Source organism: Phaeacidiphilus oryzae TH49 (assembly GCF_000744815.1).
Taxonomy (GTDB): domain Bacteria; phylum Actinomycetota; class Actinomycetes; order Streptomycetales; family Streptomycetaceae; genus Phaeacidiphilus; species Phaeacidiphilus oryzae.
On the sequence record NZ_JQMQ01000004.1, the window covers coordinates 865,067 to 888,192 of the forward strand.

The window sequence follows — 23,126 nt, forward strand, 5'->3', positions numbered from 1 at the left end:
GGCCGCGCAAGGTGCTGGACCTCTCCGACCCCCGCTCAGCCGGAAACGGTCGGGGCTGCCGAACGGTGTCTTTCGAGGATAAGCAGGAGCGGTGGCGCAGGGCGATAGGGTCTGTCCGGCGTTGCGATCACAGGCCGAGCAGGCGTGCGGCGTTGCCCCACCGGATTGATTCGATCGTGGCGGATCCCAGATGGGGGAAGGAATCAAGAAGCGTCACTGGATCATGGTTCATGAACGGCTTGTCGGAGCCGACGACGACCCGGCCGGCGCCCACGGTGTCCAGCAGCAGGCCCAGCAGAGGGGCGGAGAACACGAGGATGTCGTAAAAGATCTTCCGCGCGTAATCGGCCGGATCGCGCGGCATCCGGGCCCGGGCCCGCTCGTAGTTCTCCGCGATGAACTGCAGCCGGGGCAACAGACTGACAAGCGAGCCGCCGCCGTGTGACGCCAGGATCCTCAGATCGCTGAAGCGTTCCAGCACCCCTTCGGCTATGAGGCCACCGACAGCCTGACCGATCTCGTTGGGGAAGGTCACACCGTTCCCGGCCATCGGATCGGTGAACGTACCGATCCCCGGCGGATGGAAGGCGTGGACGAAAACCACCAGCCCCAGGCGGGCCGCTTCATCGAAGAACTCGACGTACCGCTTGTCGTGGAGGGGGACCCCCGCGATGTTGCTGCCGATTTCCACACCGGGCAGCCCCAGGGCGGCGATCTGCGACAGCTGACCGCAGGCGACCTCAGGGTCCTGCATCGCGGCGATGCCGAAGCCCCGGAAGGCGTGCCGGAACTCGTTCACCCCTGCGGCGATCCACTCGTTCACCGACGTGCAGTACTCGGCTGCCGCCTCCGGCCTGCCCCAGTAGGAGAAGAGTTCCGGCATGGGGGAGAGCACCTGGACGTGATCCGGCGCCAGCTGCCCGGCGCGATGCTCCAGGTCGTAGGCCGTGCGGGGCACCGTGCGAAAGACCCGTCCGGCGATCAGCACGTCCGCCGAACCTTCGTCCCGCTCGACCACCACGGGCCAGCGTCCGTCATGGTCCGGCGCCGTCAGACCTGACGGCACGATGTGGGTGTGGGTGTCGATGGTCCTCATGCGCGGCTCTCCAGGGCAGCGACCTTGGCGGTGTCGACGCCGAGGGCGCCGGTACGGCGCGAGCCCCCCGGATTGCCGAGCGCCTCGGCACGGCCCGGCAGGGGCTCCGCGAAGAACGCCGCGTTGTCGGCCACCCACTCGGCGCCGGGCGTGCCGCGCAGAGTGGACGAGATCGCCTCCACCGGGCAGACCGTCTCGCAGGCACCGCAGTCGATGCATTCACTGGGATTGATATAGAGCTTCCGCTCTCCCTCGTAAATGCAGTCCACGGGACACTCCTCGGTGCAGGACTTGTCCATCTCGTCTACACAGGCCTCGCCGATGTAGAAAGGCATGATATTTCTCCTCGAATTTCGAAGTCCGCCAGGACGGAAAGCCCGCCGTATGCGCGAGAACCCGTCCGCAGTACAGCTCGGCCGATGCGCGCTTCGAGCTAGTTCCGGGCGGCGGCAGGCGAGAGAGGAAAGTCATGTCGTACGGATAGCGGCTCCATCGCCTACTCCTTCGTCGGCTCAGATCAACGCCCACTTTCGGCGAGACCGCCATGGTCAGCAATCACATCGGTCCATTCACCTGTCCGCGCCGTGCCGAGCCGAGCCGTGCCGAGCCGCGCCGCGCATCGCGTGCCGCGTCCCTCTGCTGTCGGACGACCTGGCCCGCCCGTCGGTCTGGCTGACCTCGCCCGGCCAACCCGGGAACAGCCCGAGGTCCGCGCCGGTACCGGCGGCGCTGCGCATCAGGCGGGGCAGCGCGGGGGGGACGGCCCGGCTCGCGCCCGGATCGGGTGCGCGGCGACAAGGCCTACTCCTCGGCCGCCAACCGGGCCCTGCTGCGGCGACGCGGGATCAAAGCGCCCATCGCGCATCCCGAGGACCAGCGGCCCAACCGCCACTGCCGCGGCCGGTCCGCTGTCCGCCCTCCAGCGTTCGACCGATCCCAGCACCGGCGCCGCAACGCGGTCGAGCGCTGCGTGAACAAGTGGAAGCAGGCCCGGACGGTCTCCAGCTGAACTCTGCGCCGCTGTCAGCCAGAGCCAGAGCGCCAAGGGAAATCGTCGCCCTTAAGGACCTTGGCCAGCACCTCGTTCCCCGAATTCCTGACGCGTTCGACCAGGGCCGGGGCCTCGTGTGCCACGAGGCCGGCCGCCATGAGCAGAATTGTCCACGGGACCACCCGGTCGAAGACCCCGAATTCGGCAGAGGCGACACTGGGAGGGGACAGCAGCCCGTCCCGCCCGTACTGTTCAACGATTTCTCGGGCACTCACTCGTGCTCGACTCATTTCGCCGCCCTCCTCCGTTTTCCGTGCCCATCTCATCAAGCCCTCTTCACCATATCGAAGCCGGCCACGGCTACCACGGCACCGGAAGTCACGGGATCCGCGCTTGGGATGTCAGGTGAGACGTGAGTATGCGGTTGCCCAGCCACGTTACCGGCTTCTTCAACAGTGCCTTGCGTGCGTTCCGCCCTCTTCGAGCCCTCCTCTGCCAGGGCCTCGGCCTCGGACGAGGATTCTCCGGCTCCAGCGCCAGGCCAACCGGCAGCCGACCACTCAGACGGTGATCCACTCCGACCACGGGGTCCAGTTCACCTCCTGGGCCATCACCGAACGCGCCAAGGCGTCCGGCCTGGTCCCCTCGATGGGAACGATCGGCGACTGCTACGACAACGCCATGATCGAATCCTTCTGGGGCCGGATGCAGACCGAACTCCTCAACCGCCGCAAGTGGCGCACCCGCCTCGAACTCGCCAACGCGATCTTCGAGTACCTGGAGATCTTCCACAACCGCCAGCGCCGCCACTCCGCGCTCGGCATGCTCACCCCGATCGAGAACGAACTCCGATCCCCAACTGCCATGCCAGTAGCCTAGAATCACGCAGCTCGACTCCACGGAACCCGGGGCACATCAAGTCTCTATTCGACACGGGGCGGGCGGTTCAGTCTGCCGGGTTTCCTCCAGTGCGCTGAGGGGGCGGTGGGGGTTTCCTGGCCGGTTGTGGTCTGCGGCTGCTCGGTCAGGCGCGCGCCGGTGCGGGTCGGATGCGGGTGGGGGTCGGTGTCAGGGGTGGTTGCTGTGCGTGGCGGCCTCCTCGAGGTCGTCGATGGTGCCGGACATGATCGTGCGTATGTGTCGGGTGATGTGCTGGATGGGCCAGTCCCACCAGGCCACGGTGAGGAGTCGGGCGATGTCCGCTGGGTCGTAGCGGGTGCGGATGAGGCGGGCGGGGTTGCCGGCGACGATGCCGTAGTCGGGGACGTCGCGGGTGACCACGGCGCCGGCGGCGATGATCGCGCCGTGGCCGATGCGTAGGCCGGGCATGAGCGTGGCGCCGTGTCCGAACCACACGTCGTTGCCGACGACCGTGTCGCCCCGGCCGGGCAGGCCGGTGATCAGGTCGGAGTGCTTGGCCCAGGAGCCTCCCATGATGGGGAACGGGAAGGTGGAGGGACCGTCCATGCGGTGGTTGGCGCCGTTCATGATGAACCGGGTGCCGCTGCCCAGCGCGCAGTACTTGCCGATGACGAGCCGCTCGGGACCGTAGTGGTACAGGACGTTGCGCGTCTGGAACGCGGTCGGGTCGTCCGGATCGTCGTAGTAGGTGAAGTCGCCGACCTCGATCAGCGGCGACTTCACCAGCGGCTTGAGCAGGACCACGCGCGGGTGCTCGGGCATGGGGTGGAGCACGGTGGGGTCGGGGGGGAGGGGTGGCATCGCGGAGGCGGTTCCTCTCTGGCGGCCCTAGGGCGACAACTGTCGCGTTAGGATGCTGGCACAGCGCTGCCGCCTTGATCAACCGGATACTGGATTGGCGATGACCGACCCACTGGACACGACGACGGGCCGCCGCCCGGGCGGTCGCACCGCCCGTATCCGCGCCCGGGTTCTCGATGCGGTGCGCGCCGAACTCGCCGCAGGCGGTCACGAAGGTCTCACGATGGAGGGGGTGGCGACGCGGGCCGGGGTGCACCGCGCCACGGTCTACCGGCGTTGGCGCGACGTCGGCGGCCTGCTCGTCGACGTGATCGAGGCCGCCGGCGAAATCGAGTGGCAGCCGCCGGACACCGGCTCGCTGCTCGGCGATCTGACGGCCCTCAACCAGGAGATCCAGGAGTCGCTGGTCCTACGGCCCTCGCTCGCCGTCGCCCTGATGGCCGCCTCGTTCCACTCCGAGCAGGCCGCGCGGGCTCAGAGCCGGCTGTGGATGGACCGGTACGCCCAGTGCGAGATCCTCCTCGAGCGCGCCGTCGAGCGCGGTGAACCGCCCGCCCAGCACACGGACGCGCGGAGCCTGCTGATCGCCGCTACGGCGCCGCTCTACCACCAGCTGGTCCTCCTGCGTGCCGATCCGGACCCGCGCCTGCCGGAACGAGCCGCGGAGGCGGCCGTCCTGGCGGCTGCCGCGGGTGCCTTCCGCGTCCGTCGGAAAGCCAGCGTGTGATCGAGGAGGCGGGGAGCGGACGCGAGCACGGTCAAGAGCGCGCCGGAACACCGATCGCGCTCCGGTAGGCGCTAGCCCGGGCCCCAGCGAGCACCTCCACCCGGCAGGCTCCGGAAGCCCGAGCCTTGCGGCGGCCAGCGGGGGCCGGCTGTGCCGGGCGACCGGGTCGACACCGGGGCGGGGGGCGGCCGTCGACACGTGAGTGCCTGCTCGGGCAGGGGGTCAGACCCGGTCGAGGGGGCGATGTGGCTCGGCGGGGAGCTCCACTGCGATCGTGTCGCCGGGACGCACCCCGCCGCTCGCGCGCACGACGCCCATGATCCCGGCCTTGCGGACGACGTTCCCGGCCTCGTCCCGGCCGACGACCCTCTTCAGCAGGCCGTCCTGGAAGTTGTCGATCTGCAGGCAGGGATTGCGCAGACCGGTGACCTCCACGATCGCGTCGCCGCCGATGCGCAGCAGCGTCCCGACGGGCAGGCCGAGCAGGTCGATGCCGCTCGTGGTGATGTTCTCGCCGAGTTCGCCCGGCGCCACGCTGAATCCCTCCCTGCCGACTTCGGTGAAGAGTTCCTCGTGGATCAGGTGGACCTGGCGCAGGTTCGGCTGGGTGGGGTCCTGCGCGACGCGTGAGCGGTGTTTGACCGTGACGCCGGCATGCACGTCCCCTTCCACGCCGAGCCCGGCGAGCAGCATGATGCCGGCCCGGTTGGGCTTGGTGAACGCGTACGCGCTGTTGCTGCTGACCGCTACGACCGTCCCGCTCATCCACAGACCCCCTGCTCGATAGCGATGATTCGCCACGAGCCTAGCCTGCGGCGCTCAGCGCACAGCACCCTGCGATCATTCGCAGGGCAGGCTGTAGGCAACCCAGCGCCCACGGGCGCTGGAGCGAGCACCCTGGCCGGCTCTTAGACGTCATCTCGATTGGTTGATCGAGCGCAGGTGACCCGATGGGTGGGACCTGCGGTTGCGGATGCGACGATGCGGGGATGCGCGACGTCAATGATTTGATCAACATCGCCGATCCAGCCTGGCCGCTTCTCCTTGAGGAGCTGTCTGCCAGCGAGGTGGCCGTCGAGGTGCTGCCCGTCGATGCCGAGATGGGCCGCGCCTCTCTGCTGCAGTTGCAGGTCTCGGCGCGCTCTTTCTTGGGCGGCATCGTGCTGAATTGCGGTGGTCTGCTCGTGGACGGCGGATGGCTGCGGATCTTCGGCAGTCCGCGTGACGTCGGGCCGAGATGCCCGCCGAGCCTGGCCGGGATCAACGCTATGCCACAAGCGTTTGATTCAGGCTGGCGGGTCGAGGCGGGCCTCGTGATCGCACACGATGTCCTGGGCGGGGTGTTCGCCCTCAACGGGGGTGAGCCCGCCCACGCCGGTCGGCCCGGCGATCCGGGTGAGATCGTCTACTTTGCCCCTGACTCGCTCAGATGGGAGGCCCTCGGAGCTGGCCATTCGGCATGGCTGTCCTGGATTCTGTCTGGAGGGCTTGAGCAGTTCTACGAAAACCTCCGATGGGACGGCTGGCGCAGTGAGGTCTCCGCGCTGACGGTTCGCCAGGGGCTGTCGTGCTTTCCGCCGCTCTGGTCGGCTGAAGGTCGCCGCGACCTTGCGACGACCAGCCGCCGCGCGGTACCGATGGCCGAGCTCTTGGGCATGAATCGCGACTCGTGCCTGCAGTTCGACGGCGTCGATCCGGGGTTTCTCGGGGCTGCGTGAATCCTCACCGGTCCAGACGCCGGAAGCAGATGAGCATGGCGGCGATGCCGGCGAAGGCAAGGAAGTGCTCGGCCTTCCGTTCGTAGCGGCGGTGCAGTCGACGGCATCCGGCGAGCCAGGAGACGGTGCGCTCGACGGTCCAACGGTGACGCCCCAGCCGCTGGGAGGACTCGACGCCTCTGCGGGCGATGCGCGGGGTGATATTGCGGGTGCGGAGCCATCGGCGCAGGTGGTCGTAGTCGTAACCCTTGTCCGCATGCAGCTTGGCGGGTCGCCGCCGGCGGGGTCCGCGGCGAGAGCGGATGGGCGGAATGCCGCGTACGAGCGGTTCGAGGCCCTGGCTGTCGTGAGTGTTCGCGGCGGAGATGCCGATCGAGAGGGGCAGACCGGTGCGCTCCGTAATCAAGTGGATCTTCGAGCCCAACTTGCCCCGATCCACAGGATTCGGACCCGTCAGCTCCCCCCTTTCAAGGCCCGCATGTTCACTGAGTCGATCGCGCACCGCGACCAGTCCAGACTCCCTCGGGCGCCGAGTTCGGCGAGGACCAGGCGGTGCAGCTTCGCCCACACCCGGGCCTTGCTCCACTCGGAGAAGCGCCGATGCGCGGTGGGACCGGAAGGCCCGAAACACGGCGGCAACTGCCGCCATGTACAGCCGGACGTCGCCACGAACATGATCGCGGCCAGGACCTCCCGATCCCCATAGCGCCGCCGTCCTCCACCTTGCGGGCGCGTCGGCGCCAGCGGCACCACACGCTGGAACAACTCCCACAGTCCATCAGGAACCAACCGCTCCACGATCGTCACGACCGCAGAGTACTGATCCAAATGAGATGGCCTCTTACTCGCCGGCCTGCTCCGCGCGCGGTGGCGGACGCGCCACAGCTGGAGGGCGACGAGCAGTGGGACCCTCTCGACACGGCGGTCGGCGAGCAGTACTGCGTGGAGGGCCGCGTGGTCGCGTGGTCCCGTCCTGCCGCGCTGCTCCTGGCGCGGGAAGCCGCAGTCATCGAGGCCCTGTCGCGGGCACCGGGTGTGCCGTTCCGGCCCGAGGTCGTGGCCGGCAGTACCGGTCCGGCTCTCCAGGTCACACGGCCGGTGCCCGACACGTCCCTGTTCGAGATCATCGACTCCATCGACTCCATCGACCGGGATCGGGCCGGCCGCCGGCCGGCGCGGTTCCAGCCGGCCTGCAACACCCCATCGGCGGCCCCGGAGTACGCGCGGGCCGCGGTGAACGAGAGACCGCCGGCGCCCCACTCCCCAAGGCCCGTACTGCCGCCGGCCAGGCCTGGGGTGCTGCGCCAGAAGGGCCTGCGGTGCATCTCGCCGGGACAGCGGGAGGCGGTCGTTCGCTGGTGCGGCTGGGCCGGCGCAGTGCAGGCGACCACCGGCCGGCCGTTCTCGTCCACGGCGACTTCCACGACGCCGACCAGGCGTGGAATGGCGCCGAGCTCCTGGCGGTGGTGGACCTCGCGAGCGTCGCGGTGGCCGGAGCCGAGTACGACCTGCGCGCTCTTCCCGGTCCAGTGATGGGATGGGACCCGGCGGGGAACTGCTCACCGCCGTCATGAACCAGGGGGGGCGCGGTGGTGCGGGCCCGGCGCAGTGCCCGCCGCGAGTTCGAGGACCGCGTCAGCGCCCTCTCGCTGGCGTTGGGTCGTGTCCGGGTGGTTCGTGGCGGCGCCCGGTGGGGGTGTCAGACCTGCCCGTAGCCGCCGTCGACGTGGTAGTCGGCGCCGTTGACGTGGGAGGCTGCGTCGGAGGCGACGAAGGCGATGACGGCGGCGGCCTCTTCGGCGGTGCCGGCCCGGGTCATCGGGGTCCCGGCGCCCATTGTGGCGATGAGCGCCTGTCGTTCCTCGGTGGTGGCGGCCAGCTGGGCGATACCGGGGGTCTCCGTCGGGCCCGGGCTCACCACGTTGACCCGGATCCCGCGTGGGGTCAGTTCAAGGGCCCAGGTGCGGGCGAGGGCGCGGACCCCGGCCTTGGAGGCCGCGTAGAGACTCCGCCCGCGTGACGCCTTGTGCGCGGCCATCGAACCGGTGAGGACGATGGCGCCACCGTCCGCCAGCAGCGGCAGCGCCTTCTGGACGGTCATGATCGTGCCGGTGATGTTGACGTCGAAGACGGACCTGATGTGGTCCTCGGTGATGGTTCCCAGCGGTGCGGTCGCGATCGCCGCCGCGTTGACGACCAGTGCGTCCAGCCGGCCGCTGCGCCGTTTCACCTGTGCGAAGAGCCGGTCGAGGTCGTCGGCGGAGCGCGAGTCGGCCCGCACCCCGACGGCATCGCCCGGTATGTCCGCGGCCGCCGCGGTCACGGCGTCCTGGTCCCGGCCCGTGATGTAGACGGTGCCGCCCCCTTCGGCGATCTTCCGCGCGGTGGCGTGGCCGATACCGGCACTCCCGCCCGTCACGACCGCGACCTTGTTGCGAAACGCGCTGCTCATCGCACTCGTCGTCCGTTCATCCGTTCATCCGTCCCTCCGGGTGGCCATCCTAGGGGAGCGTCGTGGATGACGTCCCCGGGAACGTCCTGAGGGACGCAGGTGGAGCGAGCCTGCGCCTGGTGCGGACACCGGTTCCAGAAGCCTGCGGATACTGGTACTGGCAGCACCAGGCCGACGCCTCCCGGCTCTGGCACAGTGGGCCTGTGCCGCCCACCGCGAACCGGACCGAACTACGGGAGTTCCTGCGCTCACGACGCGCGCGGGTCTCGCCCGAGGAAGCCGGCATACGCCCGGGGGGCCGTCGCCGCACCCCCGGACTGCGCCGCGAGGAGGTCGCCCAGCTGGCCGGTGTCGGCATCACCTGGTACACGTGGCTGGAGCAGGGGCGGCCGATCAACGTCAGCTCCCAGGTGCTCGACGCGGTGGCCCGCACGCTGTTTCTGGATGCCGCCGAGCGCGACCACCTCTACCGTCTGGCCGAGGTCCCTCAGCCCGCGGTCGTCAGGGATCCGCCGACCGAGCTCCCCGGCCACCTCGACACCGTCCTGGGAGCCCTGGACCCGTTGCCCGCCATGGTGGTCGACGCCCGCACCGACGTGCTGCGCTGGAACCGCGCATACGCGGCCCTGCACCCCGCTGTGGTCAGTGCTCCGCCCGGCGAGCGCAACACCCTGTGGCACCTCTTCGCGGCCCCGGAGGGGCAGCACCGCATCGTCAACCGCGACGAGCAGGCGCCCGAGGCCGTGGCAGGGTTCCGTTATCGCTACAGCCAGAACGCGGGCGACCCGCGATGGCAGGACCTCGTCGCCCGTCTGTGCACCGCCAGCCCGCTTTTTTCTCGGCTCTGGGCCAGGCACGACGTCGCTCCACCGCGCCTGTGCGACAAGCGCTACGGCATCACGGGGATCGGCGAAGTGAGCCTGCGTGCCACCGGCATGGAACTGACCGACCACCCCGGCGTCCGCCTCGTCGTCCAGACCCCCACCGACACACGCAGCCGCGAGAACATCGACCGCCTGCTGCGCCGGGCAACGCCCCTGTGACGATGGGGCCGAGGCCCGGGTACGGGCCAAGCTCCACCGCCTTGGTCCTGGACGGACTCGGTGCCCGCAGTGGGCTCGGGCTCGAGGTGGTCCGGGGGTGTCGCGGCCGTCGAGGCAGGAATCTGGAAGGTCCCCGTTGGGGTGGACTGTGCTTGGGCCGCCCGGTCCCAGCACCTGGAAGTGTGGAACACCGCCGAGCGCACGGTGTGCTATCGCCGTTCTCGGGGCTGGTTCAGGCTCGGTTTGCTCCTGCGTCGGCGAGCAGGGCCGGGTCTGTCTGCTGACTGGCCGTCAGCTCGATGTTCGGGCACCGCGTGGGCAAGCCGGGGATCTCAGCCGGCCGGTCGCAGCGTTGGAGGAAGTCGGCATACTCCACCAGTGCCTGGGGGTCCCCGTGCTCGACGGGACTGACATACCACTGCTCGGCGCGCTCGTCCTCCTCGTCCAGGTCGTCGTGGATCAGCGCGAGATTGAGATACGCGTGGACTTCTCCCTCCTCCCGGGCGGCGGCCTGGTAGTGGGGGATGGCCGCCCGCTGGCGACCGGTGTCGGCCAGGAGCAGCGCGTAGGCGAAGGGGGCCTTGTGCTGTCCCTCGGCGAGGGCTGCGCGCAGGTATTCCTCCGCCTCGGCGTGCTGGCCGCTCGGTACCAAGGCGTGGCCGAGCGGCACCAAAGCGATTGAATTCGACCCAGTCGTTCGGGGAGCCGGAGGCGAAGAGGACTCTTCCCTTGTGGATTGATTCCAGGTAGATCACATCTGTTGCGAGCAGGGAAAATGCCTGCACGTCCCGCTCCCGCGACAGGTCCAGTGGATGAGCCACGAATCGATCTCGGGCGCGCCCTTGGGGGCCGCCGCTCATCGCTTGTGATCTCAGTTCTGAGAATGCTGAAATCTTGCGGGGGTCGGCGAGTTCCTCGTCTACATAGAGGTCGATCGACGTCGTGCCTCCGACATGTTCGATCTCGCGGGCGATCCAACGGAGCAGGGCTTCGCCTTTGGGGGGTCCTGGCACAGAGATAAGCATGTCTTCATCCGCCGAAAAGGCCACATGGAATTTGGATAGGCGGCCGGGGTACCAGATCTATAGTGAGGCGCACCGGGGATTCCTGGCCGCTGAGAGAGTTCTCCGGGGAGTTTGATTCCGCTGGTATCTGGTCGATGCCTCCGGGGCACGGGTCGTCTCCGCCTATCGCCTTCGCAGGGAATCCCGACCCCAGAAGTATGCCAGTGAGATGGTTCCACCCGTGAGCAGAACTCTGGCCACCCCATCCGGATTGCCGAATGCGAGCGCCGAGCCCGAACCTATTGCAAGAAGCCCGGCCCACAGGCTCGAATCCTTCCAATTCCGCTTTCTGTCCACGGTGGCCAAGCTCCTCATGGTAGTACATTGCACATCGGCCGATCTGCATGAACTCTCCGCACAAGCCGGCTGCCTGCTTCCTTCGCTGCGACAGCCCCCCGTGGCCGACCGGCTCGCCTCCGCCGAGCGGGCCCTACCCCCGACCAACCTCCACGACGGGTACCACGTGTACCGATGGACCAAGGACTGGACGTCGGCCGACGCGGATGCCTACGCGGAAGCACACGGACTGGCAGATGGCGACATCATGGGCAGCGAGGTGTCGCCCGGCTTCGGCCGGCCCGGTCGGGGAACCCGGTACAAGCTCCCGGGTATCTTCAGGACCGACGGTACGCACGCCATGAACGTCCAATGGCTGCTCAGCAACGGCTTCCTCAAGGAGGTGGAGTGAGAATCACCGAGCTGCGGCCGGCCTTGCGCACCGCCGGAGTCGACGACGCCGTTTATCGGCTGGAGGGCGAGCCGTGGAACCCGGCCGGGCCGGGCCCGGACCACGGAGGGATCGCGCTGCTGCGCTCCCGCGCCGGCGAGTGGTATGTGCTCGGGGGAGCCGATGCCACCTACGGCACCTACTCCCGCCTGCGCACCTTCGGCACGGAGGAGGAAGCCTGCGAGGTCTTCTATCGGGAGATGACGCGCCCGGAGCCGTTCGCCGTGGAGAAGGTCGCCTGGGCGGCCGAATTCGAGGCGCGACGCGCCGAGAACCGGGCGCACGCCGACCGGACCTGGCCCGAGGCGGCGCGGGTGCGCGAGCACTGGCATCGCATCTGGCAGCGCCGCGAGGCGCAGGACCAACCCGCGATGACTGCCGTGGAACTCGACCAGGCGCTGCGCGAGGCCGGCAGCCGCGGCGGGCTGCGGATAGGGGGCATCGACCCTGTCAACCGGGACAACTGCACCCTCGCGGCGCCGTGCCCGGACGGAAGGTGGTGGATCGCCTGGAGCGGCGAACGCGGGGGCGGCGGCCACTATCTGGCCGTGGGGCTGACCGAAGCCGAGGCCTGCACCTTCCTGTTCAACTCGGCCACCGCGCACGGCGTCGCGGACCGCCCCACATCGGCCCAATGGCGTGGCCAACTCGAAGCCGCCCGCTGGAACCGCGAACAACGCCCCATCCCGCCGTCACCGTGGCCGGACCCGGGGCGCTGAGCACCCGATTCACAAGCCGAGCGGGCGCGCACACCTGCAGAAGATGCTCACGGCCATCCCCCTGACGGACGACGAAAGAGCCGCCGTGAACGACGGCCAGGCTGCCCTTGACCAGCCGCTGGAGTGAATCACCGACGTCTCTACTCCCGCCGGGCCGACTCCCCGGTAGATCGGCATCCCCGCTCGGGCCACGTTGATGCCGGTCATTGAGATCAACCGGAAACCAACAGGGCAGTAACCCTCAACGACCCAGCCGATGTCGAACATGGTCCGGCTGGGCCTCACCGACCTCGATGCGGACCACCCGGATTAGGGAGCCATCTCGCGGGGCAGCGCCGGCCAAGAGCTGCCCGCCGTCCGCCCGTGGACCATCCGCATACGGGCGGTGGCGCGCCCTCACCTCATCCGCCCGCCCCGGGCGGGCGGTGTGTGTCGGTCGGTCCAGGAACTGCACGGGCACCTGGGGGCGGGCCTGGGCGCGGGTGCGCTGATGCGCGTCACCGCGACGGACGTCGGACGTGACGATCAGTCAGCCTCGGCGCTGAAGCCTTCGGTTCTATCAGCTCAGGCATGCCGGTGCCGAGCTGCGTCAGCCGCTTCGTGGGGCCGTCGGCTCAGGTCGGCGTGTCGCGGCGTCGATGCGGCTTAGCCTGCGGTCATGATGTTTCGTTCGCGTCGCCTGGAGGAGCTGCTCGGCGCTCGCCTGAGCGCGGTGACCTATGCCGATCTCGCCGGCCTGGTGGCCAACACCGAGGCGGCCGAGGACGAGGAACTGGACTACAAGCGCGAGATCACGGCCAAGGACGAGGCGGGCAAGGAGGAGTTCGCGAAAGACCTTGTCGCCTTCGCCAACCATCGCGGGGGAGTGCTCCTCGTCGGCATGACCGAAACCCAGGGCATCCCGCGTCGCGTCACCGACGCCGATCTGTCCGACGGGCACATGCGTCATCTGCAGCAGGTCGCCTCGCGCTGGACGTCGCCGCCGGTGCCGTTCGAAATGCGCGCCGTGCACAACCCGGAGAGTCCCGGCCGCGGGTTCCTGCTGATCGCGGTGCCCAGGACCGGCCTGCACCCGCACGCCATCACCATTGCGCCGGTCAGGGCGAGCGAGAACACCCTGCGTTACCCGCGCCGCTCGGGCAGCAAAACGACCTGGATGACCGAGACCGATGTCGCCACCGCCTACTACGACCGGCTCCGTGCGGCCGCCGCCCGCGACCAGCGCCGGGACGAGGTCGAGGCCGAGCTCTTGGCCGCGTTGCCGGCAAGCAACATCGCCCACCTCATCGTCACCGTCGTACCCGAGGCTCCCGGCACCATGGAGATCACTCAGGACAGCTACGAGCGGCACAAGCACACCCTGCTGAACACCTCGCTCCCGGGTCAGGGTGGCCGCGTCTTCCACGATGTGCGGATCGGCGCCCGCCGCCTCATCCCGCTCAGCGACTCCCGGGCCACCCAGCAGTACTACGGGCAGCTGCACCGCGACGGCGCCGGATCATTCGCCGGCCAACCCCAGCGCAACCAGCGCAACCAGAATGGCGAGGAGTTCCACTACAGCGACCCCGGCGCGATCGTCCACCTGCTGCTCGGGGCGCTCCACCTGCTCGGCCAGCACGCACGCGACCGCTGCGGCGCCACCGGAACGGCCCTGGCGAAGGCCTGCCTGGTGGAAGCCCCCACCAGCATCCGCATGGGCCCGCCAGACCCCAGATGCACCCGATGCCCCGCTACCGCCTTGACCGCCTCGACCGAACCGGCTGGTTCCTCGAACTGAGCACCCAGACCAGCGCGTACGCCCATGCCGAGGCGGCCGTGCTGCTCGACGAGCTCGCGGACGGCGGCACCGGCCTGGCCCAGGCCACCTCGGCGCTCGCCGGCGAGCTCTTTCAGGCATTCGGTATCGCTGAATGCACCCAGATCAGCCACGACGGAACGGTCCAACTCGCCCAGTGGCCCGCCGATTTCCGCGAGCTCATGAGCCGCTGGGCCGAGATGAACCAGGTCCCTTGCGCCGGCCCGTGAGCGACGGCTGCCCCGCTCCTGACGCTGCCTCTCAAGCGCAGGGCGGCGCTCTTCTCCCAGCCGGTTGGGGCGTCCGCATCGCGTCCTTCGTGGTCAACACCCGTGGTGCCGCCATGCTCCAGGGGGAATCGATTCTTCCCGCCGGATACAGGCGGAATGTGAGGGATACGGTGCTTGCATGCGAAATGTGACTCGCTGTCAAGCGATGAGGTCCCGCAGGGTCTCCCGTATCGCCCGGGCCGCCGCTGCTGCTGCGTTGCTGCTGAGCGCCGGCTGCTCCGCCGCCACCCATTCCGCCTCCGGGGACGCGGACGCGCAGGCCGGCCCGGCCGGGGATGCGGCGGTGGCCCGTCCCGCGCTGGCCATGGGTCCGGGGCCGCAGCCCACCTACACCGTCCAGCGTCAACCCGCCCCCGGTACCTGCCACTACCGCGCGGACCACGGACAGCCGCTGCCGGATCCGGCGTGCACGCCCGGAGCCCTGTCCCCGGCCGTCACCACCGGCACGCTGCGGACCACGATCTGCCGGCCGGGCGGCTACACCTCTACCATCCGCCCGCCCGCGGCGGTCACCGGGGCGGAGAAGCGCGCCAACGCCCGCTCCTACGCCTACACGGGCAGCCCGCACGACGCCGAGTACGACCACCTGGTCCCCCTGTCCCTGGGCGGCGACCCGAACGACCCGCGCAACCTGTGGGTGGAGCCGCCTTCTCCGGGACATCAGGCCGGTGCGGGCGTGAACAACCCCAAGGACGCCCTCGAGGAGCAGCTGCACACCGCGGTGTGCTCCGGCCACGTCCCGCTGGCCGCCGCCCAGAAGGCCATCGCCACCGACTGGGCCACCGCCGACCAGAAACTCGGCCTCCCGCCGGCGGCCACCGGCACCACAGCCAAGTCCGGAGGCTGACCCCGAGCCGATCGAACAGGGCCCTCCGCGGGAGCAAGCGGCAGAACTAGCCCAAGAGGCTGCAAACCGAGGGGAGTTGGTCCCGTGCCATGCCGTGACCCGCGATCAGTAGTCGGCGCCGTGTGGTCGTCGACCAGCTGGCGCTCTCGTCCAGCCGCGCCCGCTGCAGTCCCGGGCGAACGCCGGTTCGGTCCGCCGGCTGCTCGGTGGCGGCCCCGCGACTGCGCTCGGGTGTGTGCCCGGCCGTGCTCCAACGCCGCCCGATACCGATGAGGAGCTCTGCCTGTGACTGAGTTTTCCTTGCCGAGCGGTCTGGGCCAGTGGAGTAGTGAGGAGTTGGCCCGGTGGCTGTGTATGACCTTGAAGGGGACGAGACCGCGCCGCCGGGCTATTACGAGACGGCCGTGCGGGCGGTCTACCGCCTCATCCTCGCCGACGACGCCGCGGCGGAGTGACACGGCTGCTGGGCCGGGTACTCGAAGGCCGCCCCTCATCGTCGGGGACCATAGACGGCGGGCGGGGCGCCCCGGTCGGCCGCGGCTGGTTGTCGCGACCGACCGGGGCACCCCGCGGCCTGCAGGTCAGGTGGGGGCCAGCAGGTTCCCGGTGAGGACGCCGGCCGCGATGATGGCCAGCAGGGTGATGCCGAGCAGTACCAGTGCCGGGGTGTCGATCCGGACGAGGAGCTCACCGCCGAACCTGACGTCGACGCTCACCCGCCTCGACTGCTTCTTAGCCGGCGCGATCGCCATGTCGTACAAGTCGCGCAGGGCCTTGACCTCCCCCTGCCCGGAGCCGAAGGCCTCCAGGACCTTACCCACGGGCCCCCACGTGCGGGGCAGCGGCTGGTCGTTCATCCAGCCCACCAGCTCACGCATCGGCACCCCGCTGCTGATCGTGATCCGATCCATCGGCAGGGACTGCTGCTCGTACAGCGCCCGCAGGTAGACCGCGAAGCGGGCTCGGGGACTCTCCGGAGCGGGGAGGTCGATCAGCGCCCCGGTAAGGTCGGTTCGCTCCAGCGGTTCGACGGTGGCCTCTGCGTGCTGCGCGGCGCGGTCGACCGCCTCGAGCCGGTCGTGGACATAGCGCCACCGGTCCACCCAATGGCCGACGTCGCCCCCGCATGCCTGCACGTACTGCTTGGTCATCGTCAGGCTCGGCAGCCGGTCGCCCGCCGTCGCCTTCGACAGGGCGCCGGGTGAGTAGCCGGCCCGCGGGGCCAGCGCGCGCAGCGACAGCCCGCACGTCGCCTTCAAGCCCTTGAGATCCCGGGCGAAGTCTGCGACCAGGCGATGGGTATGTCGGCGGTCCCCCCGCACCAACATGGTGCTCACCGCGGCGCCGTCCTCAGCCGGAGCAGCCGCGCGGGGGCAGGGGCGGCAGCCCGCAACAACAGGGCCATCCCCGCGGCGGTGACGGCGGCCGGGAAGCGGGTGCTGTGCCACTGCAGCACCAGCAGTACCATCAAGACGACGAGGACGCGCATGGTGCGCAGCCCCTCGCCGCCCGCTAGGTGACGGGTCATCACGACTCCTTGCTCATAGCGGACTTCGGTTCCGCCCGGGTCATCGAGACCGCGGCGACCGGTGTCCGGCCGGCCCGCCGCTGGGCTGGACGAGGGACAGCCTGGAGCATCCCGCGCATGGCCAGGGGGCACATGCCAGCGCAGGTAACACCCCAGGACGCGTTCAACACGGTTTCCCCAGACCGGAGCGCCGACCGGGAGTACCCTTCGGCAACTTCCGGCACCAGCAGTCGTGTTGCGGACCCAACGCCACGCCATTGCCGGGCAACGCCCACCCCCTCTAGAAACCCACAGGTCACGACGGCGGGTATGTTGCCCACCGACGTTTCAAGCGCAGTTGCCGTTTCCCGGTTCACCACCGCCCGGGATGCCTCCATGCTGGTCACAGCCCTCGGGCAAGGCGCGACTCCCTATAGCAACGGTTCCGCTCGGGTTACGCCACCAGGGCGGTTCGGGGTCCGGCCCGAACCGCCCCCCACTTCCACCCCGCCCACCGCGACCGCATCACAACGCCCGCCGGCCGCCTTCCGCCCAGGACAGAACGAGCAGCAGGTCAGGACAACTGGCGACGAACGGAAGCAGCGCGCCTCCGCAAGCAGGACCGCAACCAGCGGGCGGGGCAGCGGTGATGAGCAGCGCTGCCCCGCAACGCGTCCGGCCAGGGAAGCCACCCATTCGGCGTGATCAAAGCGACGGCCGCGGCGGCGGACTGAGTGGTGGACGATACTTCCACGCCAGTAGCTTCACCCGCCGCCCCTGTCCACGCTCAGCGCGGCACCGGGAAAAGGCCCGCGCTCCCGTCTCCCCGCGCTCCGCGCCACCCGGGGCCCCGGTTATCTGGGGTGTTCAGAAGCCGCCAGACACGTGCGACACGCCAGCCTGGTTGACCGATGCCCGCCGCCACACGCCGGACCCGATCCCGGCGCTCAGGGCCGCAGCCGACGCCGGTGGTTGAAGGCCGGGGGCTGGCCGCTCCTCTCGGGGCCTTCTTCGCGGTCTTGTTCGATTCGTCCGGGCCGCTGCTCATGGCCGCGTTGATGCCGGTGCGTCGGTCCGCGTGGTAGATCTCTGGCGGTGCTGAGATCGGTGGCATGAGCAAGGAAGAGGCGGCGGTGGGCCGGGCCGCAGGGACGGTGGCCCTGGCCCGGCAGGCCGAAGGAGTCGCAGGCGGGCTGCGCCTGCTGGCCGAGCGGATGCGGGACCTGGGCTGGCACGTGGACGGCTACAGCACGGATGAGCTGTTCAACGTGGCCTCCGCGCTGCGTAGCAGCGTGCTGGCCGCTTTCGGCTCCATCCGCCGGCAGCAGCAGGAAGCCGAATGGGAGACGATTCGGCAGCTCAGGACGTACGTCACGGTGGGCGAGGGCGCGCGGGTGCCGGTCTCGGTGGTGCACCGGATGACCGGCATCGGAGCGGGCACCATCGAGCGCTGGCGCGAGGAACAGCACGCCGAGCAACAACACCTGCCGCACGCCCGCGCTGGGCAGGCCGCGATGGGGACCGCGGAATCGGGCGGGCCGGCCTGGAACGAGATCGCTCTCGCTTCCCGCCGCAGCGACGCCCTGGTTCTCGAGATCGTGGCGACTGCCGGTCGGCCCGTGCGCCACCGGGACGTCGTAAAGGGCTCTGGGCTCTCCAAGGGCACTGTCTCCAAGGCGGTTACGCGGCTGGCCAAGGCAGGGCACCTGGAACGCCTTGAGGACGGCGCGATCCGCCCGGGCCCCATGTGCAAGGTCTCTCAGCACCCCTGATCGCGCGAGCAGCAGCGACCGGGGCGGCCGGGCAAGCGGGGGGCGGGTGTCGGCGCTCTCTGCCAGACTCCAGTCGTGGCGACGGATGTGGTGGAGCTGCGGCAGGCGGTCGAGGCGGCCGTGCGAGGCCTCCACACCTGCACGCACCGCGAGTTGACCGCGCTGTGCCCGCAACTCGCCCTGCCGCCCCTGCCCGCCGAGGGGACCAAGTGGGAACGCCTGAGCGCCAGCTTGGCGGGGCTGCGGGATGTGGACCTGCCCCAGGTCGCCCAGCGCATCCTCGACGCCCGCCCCACTTCCATCTCCAGGGCTGACCTGTTCGCCGTGGAGAACGCCCTGTGGGCCACGCTCCCCACGATGGAGATACCCGGCCGGGTCCGGCGGGACCTCTCGCGCGCGCTCGACCTGGGACTCCTCATCTACCGCCCCGACCGCTTCGAACACCTCCTGGAGCAGTGGTGGATCCTCGACGGCGATCCCCTCGCGGGATGGGCGGGACCCATGGCGCGCAGCCTGCGGGACCGGATCACCCAGCACGTCTTCCGCAACCCGCAGGACTGGACGACCGAGGACCTCTTCGAGCACCTGGGCGCCTTCGGGACAGCGCATGCCCGCTTCAGCGGCTTCCTCGAAGGACTCGTCTCCTCCCAGAACGTCCCCGACGTCTCGGCCCAGACCCGGATCGTCCAGGCCGCCAACCCGACACTGCTCCAGGCCGGCCTCCGCCTGGAGCAGACTGGCGTGCGCGACGGCTACCCCCACTTCCAGCTCCTCCCGGTCGGCACGCGGCCGCGCCGCCGACCGAAGAACCTGATCTTCGCCTCACCCCGCAAGCCGGACATCCGCTTCCTCGACGCCCTCGACAACAACATCGAGGTCCTCCAGGGCGCGGATGAAGTCCTGGTCTACGACCGCCCGATCGGCCCGGAAGGCCTGACCTGGCACGACCTGCAGGACTGGTGGCAGCACACCAGCGGCACCAGCGACGAAGAAGAGGTCAAAGCCACGCTCTACACCCGCCTGCTGGAGTCCATGCCCAGCCTTCGCACCTCCCCGCAACGCGCCCTCTTCCTCATCTACCACGAGCTCCACGGCCCCCGCGTCCCCCGGCTTCCCGCCCTCCTGCCGGAGGTCTGGCTGCACTGGGACCCCAAGACCGTGGCCCAGCGCGGCCCCGACGCCCTCCTGCACCACCGGATGGACTACCTGCTCCTCCTGCCGCACGGCCGACGCGTCGTCCTCGAGGTCGACGGAGCCCACCACTACGCCGACGGCCAGAAGTACACCGCCGGCGTACGCGGGGACCGCGAGCTGAGGCTCAGCGGCTACGACGTCTTCCGCTTCAGTTCCACCGAACTGACGAACCCCGACCACGCCCGCCCGCTCCTGCGCGAGTTCTTCACCCGCCTCTTCGACCTCTACGACGTGGCCTGCGCCCGGGCCCACCACGAACAGCGGGAACGCGATGTCCGGAAGTAGGCAGCACTTCGTGCCCGCCGCGCTGATCGGCGGCTTCGGCGATGTCTCCGGCCGGCCGGGGCTGCGGGATGCGGAAGTCTGGTGGCGGCGGAAGGAATGGGACACGGCACGGGGGACCAAGGCCGAGGCCATCGGCTGGCGCTCGAAGATGTACCGGCTGCAGGCCCCCGCGCCGGGCGGTGACCCCGACGTCGTCGACGCGGTATGGGACGTCGTCGAACCAAGGCTCCCGGGCGCGGTAGGCCGACTGCAGCGCGGCACGGACACGGCGGAGGACCGCTCCTGGCTGGTGGTGTACGCGGCGATGGCCGGGGTGCGGCACCCAGACTTCCAAGAAGCGATCAACCGGTGGCGGCTCGAGGCGGGCCAGCCGGCTGTCTCCGGCGACGCGGTGCACATGGTCCGACTGGAGGCCCTCGCCAACGGACTGGAACTAATCGAAACATGGCGCTGGCGGATCCTGCACAGCCCCCCAGAGGCGCCCCGATTCATTCTGAACGATCGCGCCTGGAGCTACGTCCCGCAGCTGCGCCGGGACGCCCAGGGCCGGCGCGCGCTGTATCTGCCGCTGAACTCCCGGCTGTCCGCGGTCGCCTGGCTCGGCCCCGCAGGCGGCTTCGACCACCGGGTGCTGCGCCCAAACTGGGTGCGCTGGCTGAACGGGGTGACCTGGTCGGCTGCCCCGCTCTTCATCGTCGGCCACCCGCAGGACCGTACGGCGCTCGCTGCCCAGCCCACTGCGGACGAGGTGGCGCTCCAACCGATCACGATGAACCTGAGCTCTTTTCAGGGCGATGGCGTGGTCGGCAAGTTCCTCTTCGACGAGATGTGAGCAGGGCCGCCCGTGTGTGCGGCCCCGCGCATTCGCGGATCCTGGTGGCTGCGTAGGTGAATTCGGAGCGCGGCTGTAGCCGAGAACGGAGAGCAGTCCGGCCTCGGACCGTCCCCAAAGGTCGGTGAGAAACGAGAGCAGGCAACCGAGTCGAACCCGGGATGATGATCAAGGCGAGGCCACCGTAGTCTCCCGGAGGAGAGGCGGTTGCGGTGGAGATCACGGTGCAGAGCGTGCGCAGGTGAGACCCCATGCCCGGGTTGTGTACCAAGGGTGTGGGGTCTCGCGCCGGTTCGGGGTCCGGGAACGCTAGACCGCCGCTGGCTTCGGGCGACTAGGTGCGGCCCCTGCGGACTCGGCCGCCCACGGTCTCGACGCGAGACCCGCCCAGCCTAGTCCGCTCGAAGACGAACATCCCCGGATCCGGCGCATCATCGCGGATGGGTCACCCCTCTGGGATGGTCTTGGTCTAGTGCCGCATCAGGCAACGTTCGCCCTGCTGACGGCGGGCCGTTCCCGTACCGAACTCGCCGGAGGCCGATGATTTTCGTGGGACCTGCCGGTCTGCTTGGGTGCAGCGGTTTTCCGGACGGCGGAGCCGCAGACGACCCGGGCTGCTCTGATGGCCAAGGCGTGGAAGGAAGAGTCGATGCGTTCGATCACGGCCAGGATGTTCGTCACCCTCGATGGCGTCGTGCAGGGGCTCGGACGTCCGGACGAGGACACCCGTAACGGCTTTGTGCACGGTGGGTGGGGGCCGCAGTACAACGACGAGGTCATGGGGCGTGAGCTCGCCAAGGAGATGGGCAAGCCCGGGGACATGCTCTTCGGCCGCCGGACCTGGGAGGACTTCATCACCGCGTGGGGGCGCCGGGCTGACGGCAACCCGTTCACCAAGCACATGAACGCGGCCAGGAAGTATGTGGTGTCCAGGACACTGCCGGATGCCGGCGCCTGGGAGAACTCGGTCCTGCTGCGAGGTGAGGCGGCCGAGGTGGTGGCCGAGCTGAAGGCCCAGCCGGGCAACGACCTGTCGATCAATGGCAGCGCCACCCTGGTCCAGAGCCTGCACGCCGCTGGGCTGATCGACCAGTACATGCTGCTGATCCACCCGCTGACCCTGGGCAGCGGCCTGCGGCTGTTCGACGGCCCCGCCCCGCTGACCGAGTTCGATCTGACCGGCAGCGTAGCTACCCCCAAAGGCGTGATCATCGCGCACTACACCCGCCGCTAGTGCCGTATCAGGCGACGTTCGCCCTGTTGACGACCTCGCGTAGGCGCTCGTCCTGGGTGTGCTTGTTTCGCCAGATGATGTAGCGGCGGATCATGCTGCCCTGCTCCTTGCGCCAGGAAGAAAAACACCTACTCAGAATTTCTCATCAAACTGTCGATGGCGGGAACCCACTCTTCGGCTGAATTGCCGTCTATGGGGAGGCCTGGAGTGAGACACTGCGTAAGAATGAGCGCGGCGCTCCCATGAGAAAGACCTGTTCGCCGGAGCGAGATTCGGTTGGGGCCTGGCAACCCTGCTCGCGCACCTGGTCGCCGGCGGGGACGTTGAGGCAGCCGAGCGGACCGACCACCGCTCGATCGAGCTCCACGACTTGCGTAAGGGAGTCCTCAACCTCGGGCCCGCGCTCGACTCGGTCGCCTGGACCGCCGTCGCAGAAGGCCGCCATCGCAGGGCCGCCCTCTTTCGCCAACTGGACCGGCGCCGGGTGCTGAGCAATCCGCTGCTGAGTGAGCTGCATACTCAGGCTCTGCAAGCGGCCGAGGAGGCCCTGGGGGAACAGGAGCGCGCGCGGCCGCGCGCGCAGCGCGAGCACCCCCGGACAGGTCTAGCTCTCTCAGGGCGAAGGGATTTGCCACGGGCCATTGGTGGTCAGCCGCCTGCTCGCAGGGCGCCGTAGCAGGCGTACGACGACCCCTGCTCGGCAGCTTTCAGAGCGTTCGCGCGACCGCTGTAGTCGTGGATGGCGGTGACCAGGGCGAGATTGTGGTGATAGACCCGGTAGACGACGACATCGTCGGCGCAATCTTGGGACGGTCGCAGCGCGAGCACCACGGCGGCAGGAAAAGCGAAGGTCTCCTCCACCGTCACTCCTGTCGTCGGGGCGGCCAGGAGGCATCGGGCGGCTTCGTCACGGCTGCCGCGGATGCCCGTAGTGGCTCCTGGGCGATGCCAGTGCACGCGAGGGTGAATCAAGGCAACGAGGATGTCGCAGTCGCCGAGGAGCTGGGCGGTGCGCAATTGGGTTGCCAGGCTGCGGGAACCGGTCGGCATTCGGGGTGCTCCAGTTCGGTGGGAGAGGGCCGCGAGTGCATGTCGATGCTGAACGGCATCG

The 23,126-nt window shown here is 69.5% G+C and carries 22 protein-coding genes and 2 pseudogenes; 13 read left to right on the forward strand and 11 right to left on the reverse strand.

The window, feature by feature from the left end; all coding sequences use genetic code 11:
- Positions 1–127: 127 nt before the first annotated feature.
- Positions 128–1,096, reverse strand: coding sequence for an amidohydrolase family protein (locus BS73_RS04105; protein WP_051939299.1), 969 nt, complete (start codon positions 1,094–1,096; stop codon positions 128–130).
- The gene (locus BS73_RS04110) at positions 1,093–1,431 is read right to left on the reverse strand and encodes an indolepyruvate ferredoxin oxidoreductase subunit alpha (protein WP_037569228.1); all 339 of its coding nucleotides are present in this window, start codon (positions 1,429–1,431) and stop codon (positions 1,093–1,095) included. The genes BS73_RS04105 and BS73_RS04110 overlap by 4 nt, the downstream gene beginning before the upstream one ends.
- Before the next feature lie 1,202 nt (positions 1,432–2,633).
- On the opposite strand from BS73_RS04110, the pseudogene BS73_RS38070 reads away from it, so the two are divergent.
- Positions 2,634–2,966: pseudogene (locus tag BS73_RS38070) on the forward strand (transposase); the annotation flags it as partial.
- Positions 2,967–3,155: 189 nt separating this feature from the next.
- On the opposite strand, the gene BS73_RS04130 reads toward BS73_RS38070, so the two are convergent.
- Positions 3,156–3,809 carry a CatB-related O-acetyltransferase gene (locus BS73_RS04130; RefSeq protein ID WP_037569237.1) on the reverse strand — a complete coding sequence of 218 codons (654 nt, stop codon included), beginning with the start codon at positions 3,807–3,809 and terminating at the stop codon, positions 3,156–3,158.
- 100 nt (positions 3,810–3,909) lie between these two features.
- Between BS73_RS04130 and BS73_RS04135 the strand changes: the two genes are divergently transcribed.
- Complete coding sequence (locus BS73_RS04135) at positions 3,910–4,536, forward strand: TetR/AcrR family transcriptional regulator (protein ID WP_037569239.1); 627 nt, start codon at positions 3,910–3,912, stop codon at positions 4,534–4,536.
- Positions 4,537–4,758: 222 nt separating this feature from the next.
- On the opposite strand, the gene BS73_RS04140 is transcribed toward BS73_RS04135, so the two are convergent.
- Entirely contained in the window at positions 4,759–5,301 is a 543-nt protein-coding gene (locus BS73_RS04140) for an MOSC domain-containing protein (RefSeq protein WP_037569241.1), read from the reverse strand.
- Positions 5,302–5,525: 224 nt separating this feature from the next.
- Here BS73_RS04140 and BS73_RS04145 point away from each other — a divergent pair, with 224 nt between their 5' ends.
- Positions 5,526–6,254, forward strand: a complete 729-nt coding sequence (locus BS73_RS04145; RefSeq protein WP_037569243.1) for a DUF2625 domain-containing protein — start codon at positions 5,526–5,528, stop codon at positions 6,252–6,254.
- Positions 6,255–6,258: 4 nt separating this feature from the next.
- On the opposite strand, the gene BS73_RS04150 is transcribed toward BS73_RS04145, so the two are convergent.
- Positions 6,259–7,052, reverse strand: a protein-coding gene (locus tag BS73_RS04150) for an IS5 family transposase (RefSeq protein ID WP_407674960.1) whose coding sequence is annotated in 2 segments (ribosomal slippage) — positions 6,259–6,710 and positions 6,710–7,052 — 795 coding nt in all. Because the reading frame shifts where the segments join, the coding sequence is not laid out codon by codon here.
- A gap of 901 nt (positions 7,053–7,953) precedes the next feature.
- Positions 7,954–8,706 (reverse strand): SDR family NAD(P)-dependent oxidoreductase, encoded by a 753-nt coding sequence (locus tag BS73_RS04165; protein ID WP_037569247.1) that lies wholly within the window; start codon positions 8,704–8,706, stop codon positions 7,954–7,956.
- 203 nt (positions 8,707–8,909) lie between these two features.
- On the opposite strand from BS73_RS04165, the gene BS73_RS04170 reads away from it, so the two are divergent.
- Complete coding sequence (locus BS73_RS04170) at positions 8,910–9,749, forward strand: helix-turn-helix transcriptional regulator (RefSeq protein WP_037569811.1); 840 nt, start codon at positions 8,910–8,912, stop codon at positions 9,747–9,749.
- A gap of 232 nt (positions 9,750–9,981) precedes the next feature.
- Here the strand turns inward: BS73_RS04170 and BS73_RS04175 are convergent, their stop codons facing one another.
- Complete coding sequence (locus BS73_RS04175) at positions 9,982–10,419, reverse strand: hypothetical protein (RefSeq protein ID WP_037569249.1); 438 nt, start codon at positions 10,417–10,419, stop codon at positions 9,982–9,984.
- A gap of 575 nt (positions 10,420–10,994) precedes the next feature.
- On the opposite strand from BS73_RS04175, the gene BS73_RS35825 reads away from it, so the two are divergent.
- The 5 genes from BS73_RS35825 (at position 10,995) to BS73_RS04205 (ending at position 15,191) form a co-directional block, all read left to right on the forward strand.
- Positions 10,995–11,501: a TNT domain-containing protein gene (locus BS73_RS35825; protein WP_161789635.1), complete on the forward strand. Its 507-nt coding sequence runs from the start codon at positions 10,995–10,997 to the stop codon at positions 11,499–11,501.
- Positions 11,498–12,259: a hypothetical protein gene (locus BS73_RS04185; protein WP_037569253.1), complete on the forward strand. Its 762-nt coding sequence runs from the start codon at positions 11,498–11,500 to the stop codon at positions 12,257–12,259. Before BS73_RS35825 ends, BS73_RS04185 begins: the two co-directional genes overlap by 4 nt.
- 658 nt (positions 12,260–12,917) lie before the next feature.
- Positions 12,918–14,036 (forward strand): AlbA family DNA-binding domain-containing protein, encoded by a 1,119-nt coding sequence (locus tag BS73_RS04195; RefSeq protein WP_084703753.1) that lies wholly within the window; start codon positions 12,918–12,920, stop codon positions 14,034–14,036.
- The gene (locus BS73_RS04200; RefSeq protein ID WP_152617501.1) at positions 13,982–14,284 is read left to right on the forward strand and encodes a hypothetical protein; all 303 of its coding nucleotides are present in this window, start codon (positions 13,982–13,984) and stop codon (positions 14,282–14,284) included. Before BS73_RS04195 ends, BS73_RS04200 begins: the two co-directional genes overlap by 55 nt.
- A gap of 205 nt (positions 14,285–14,489) precedes the next feature.
- A complete protein-coding gene (locus BS73_RS04205) occupies positions 14,490–15,191 on the forward strand; it encodes a hypothetical protein (RefSeq protein ID WP_051939303.1) in 702 nt (233 codons plus the stop codon).
- A gap of 581 nt (positions 15,192–15,772) precedes the next feature.
- Here the strand turns inward: BS73_RS04205 and BS73_RS04210 are convergent.
- On the reverse strand, positions 15,773–16,519 hold the full coding sequence (locus tag BS73_RS04210) for a helix-turn-helix domain-containing protein (protein WP_235215300.1): 747 nt from the start codon (positions 16,517–16,519) through the stop codon (positions 15,773–15,775).
- A gap of 5 nt (positions 16,520–16,524) precedes the next feature.
- Positions 16,525–16,719: a hypothetical protein gene (locus BS73_RS04215; protein WP_037569261.1), complete on the reverse strand. Its 195-nt coding sequence runs from the start codon at positions 16,717–16,719 to the stop codon at positions 16,525–16,527.
- 1,091 nt (positions 16,720–17,810) lie between these two features.
- On the opposite strand from BS73_RS04215, the gene BS73_RS04220 reads away from it, so the two are divergent.
- From BS73_RS04220 to BS73_RS04235, 4 genes are all read left to right on the forward strand, one after another.
- Positions 17,811–18,470: a helix-turn-helix transcriptional regulator gene (locus tag BS73_RS04220; protein WP_037569264.1), complete on the forward strand. Its 660-nt coding sequence runs from the start codon at positions 17,811–17,813 to the stop codon at positions 18,468–18,470.
- A 75-nt stretch (positions 18,471–18,545) separates the two neighbouring features.
- Positions 18,546–19,949 (forward strand): AbiJ-related protein, encoded by a 1,404-nt coding sequence (locus tag BS73_RS04225; protein ID WP_051939304.1) that lies wholly within the window; start codon positions 18,546–18,548, stop codon positions 19,947–19,949.
- 10 nt (positions 19,950–19,959) lie between these two features.
- Complete coding sequence (locus tag BS73_RS04230; RefSeq protein ID WP_037569265.1) at positions 19,960–20,781, forward strand: hypothetical protein; 822 nt, start codon at positions 19,960–19,962, stop codon at positions 20,779–20,781.
- Positions 20,782–21,430: 649 nt separating this feature from the next.
- Positions 21,431–22,015, forward strand: coding sequence for a dihydrofolate reductase family protein (locus BS73_RS04235; RefSeq protein ID WP_037569817.1), 585 nt, complete (start codon positions 21,431–21,433; stop codon positions 22,013–22,015).
- Positions 22,016–22,022: 7 nt separating this feature from the next.
- Here the strand turns inward: BS73_RS04235 and BS73_RS40625 are convergent.
- Positions 22,023–22,124, reverse strand: a pseudogene (locus BS73_RS40625) (transposase); the annotation flags it as partial.
- Positions 22,125–22,663: 539 nt separating this feature from the next.
- On the reverse strand, positions 22,664–23,065 hold the full coding sequence (locus BS73_RS37050; RefSeq protein WP_152617502.1) for a hypothetical protein: 402 nt from the start codon (positions 23,063–23,065) through the stop codon (positions 22,664–22,666).
- Between the last annotated feature and the right edge of the window lie 61 nt (positions 23,066–23,126).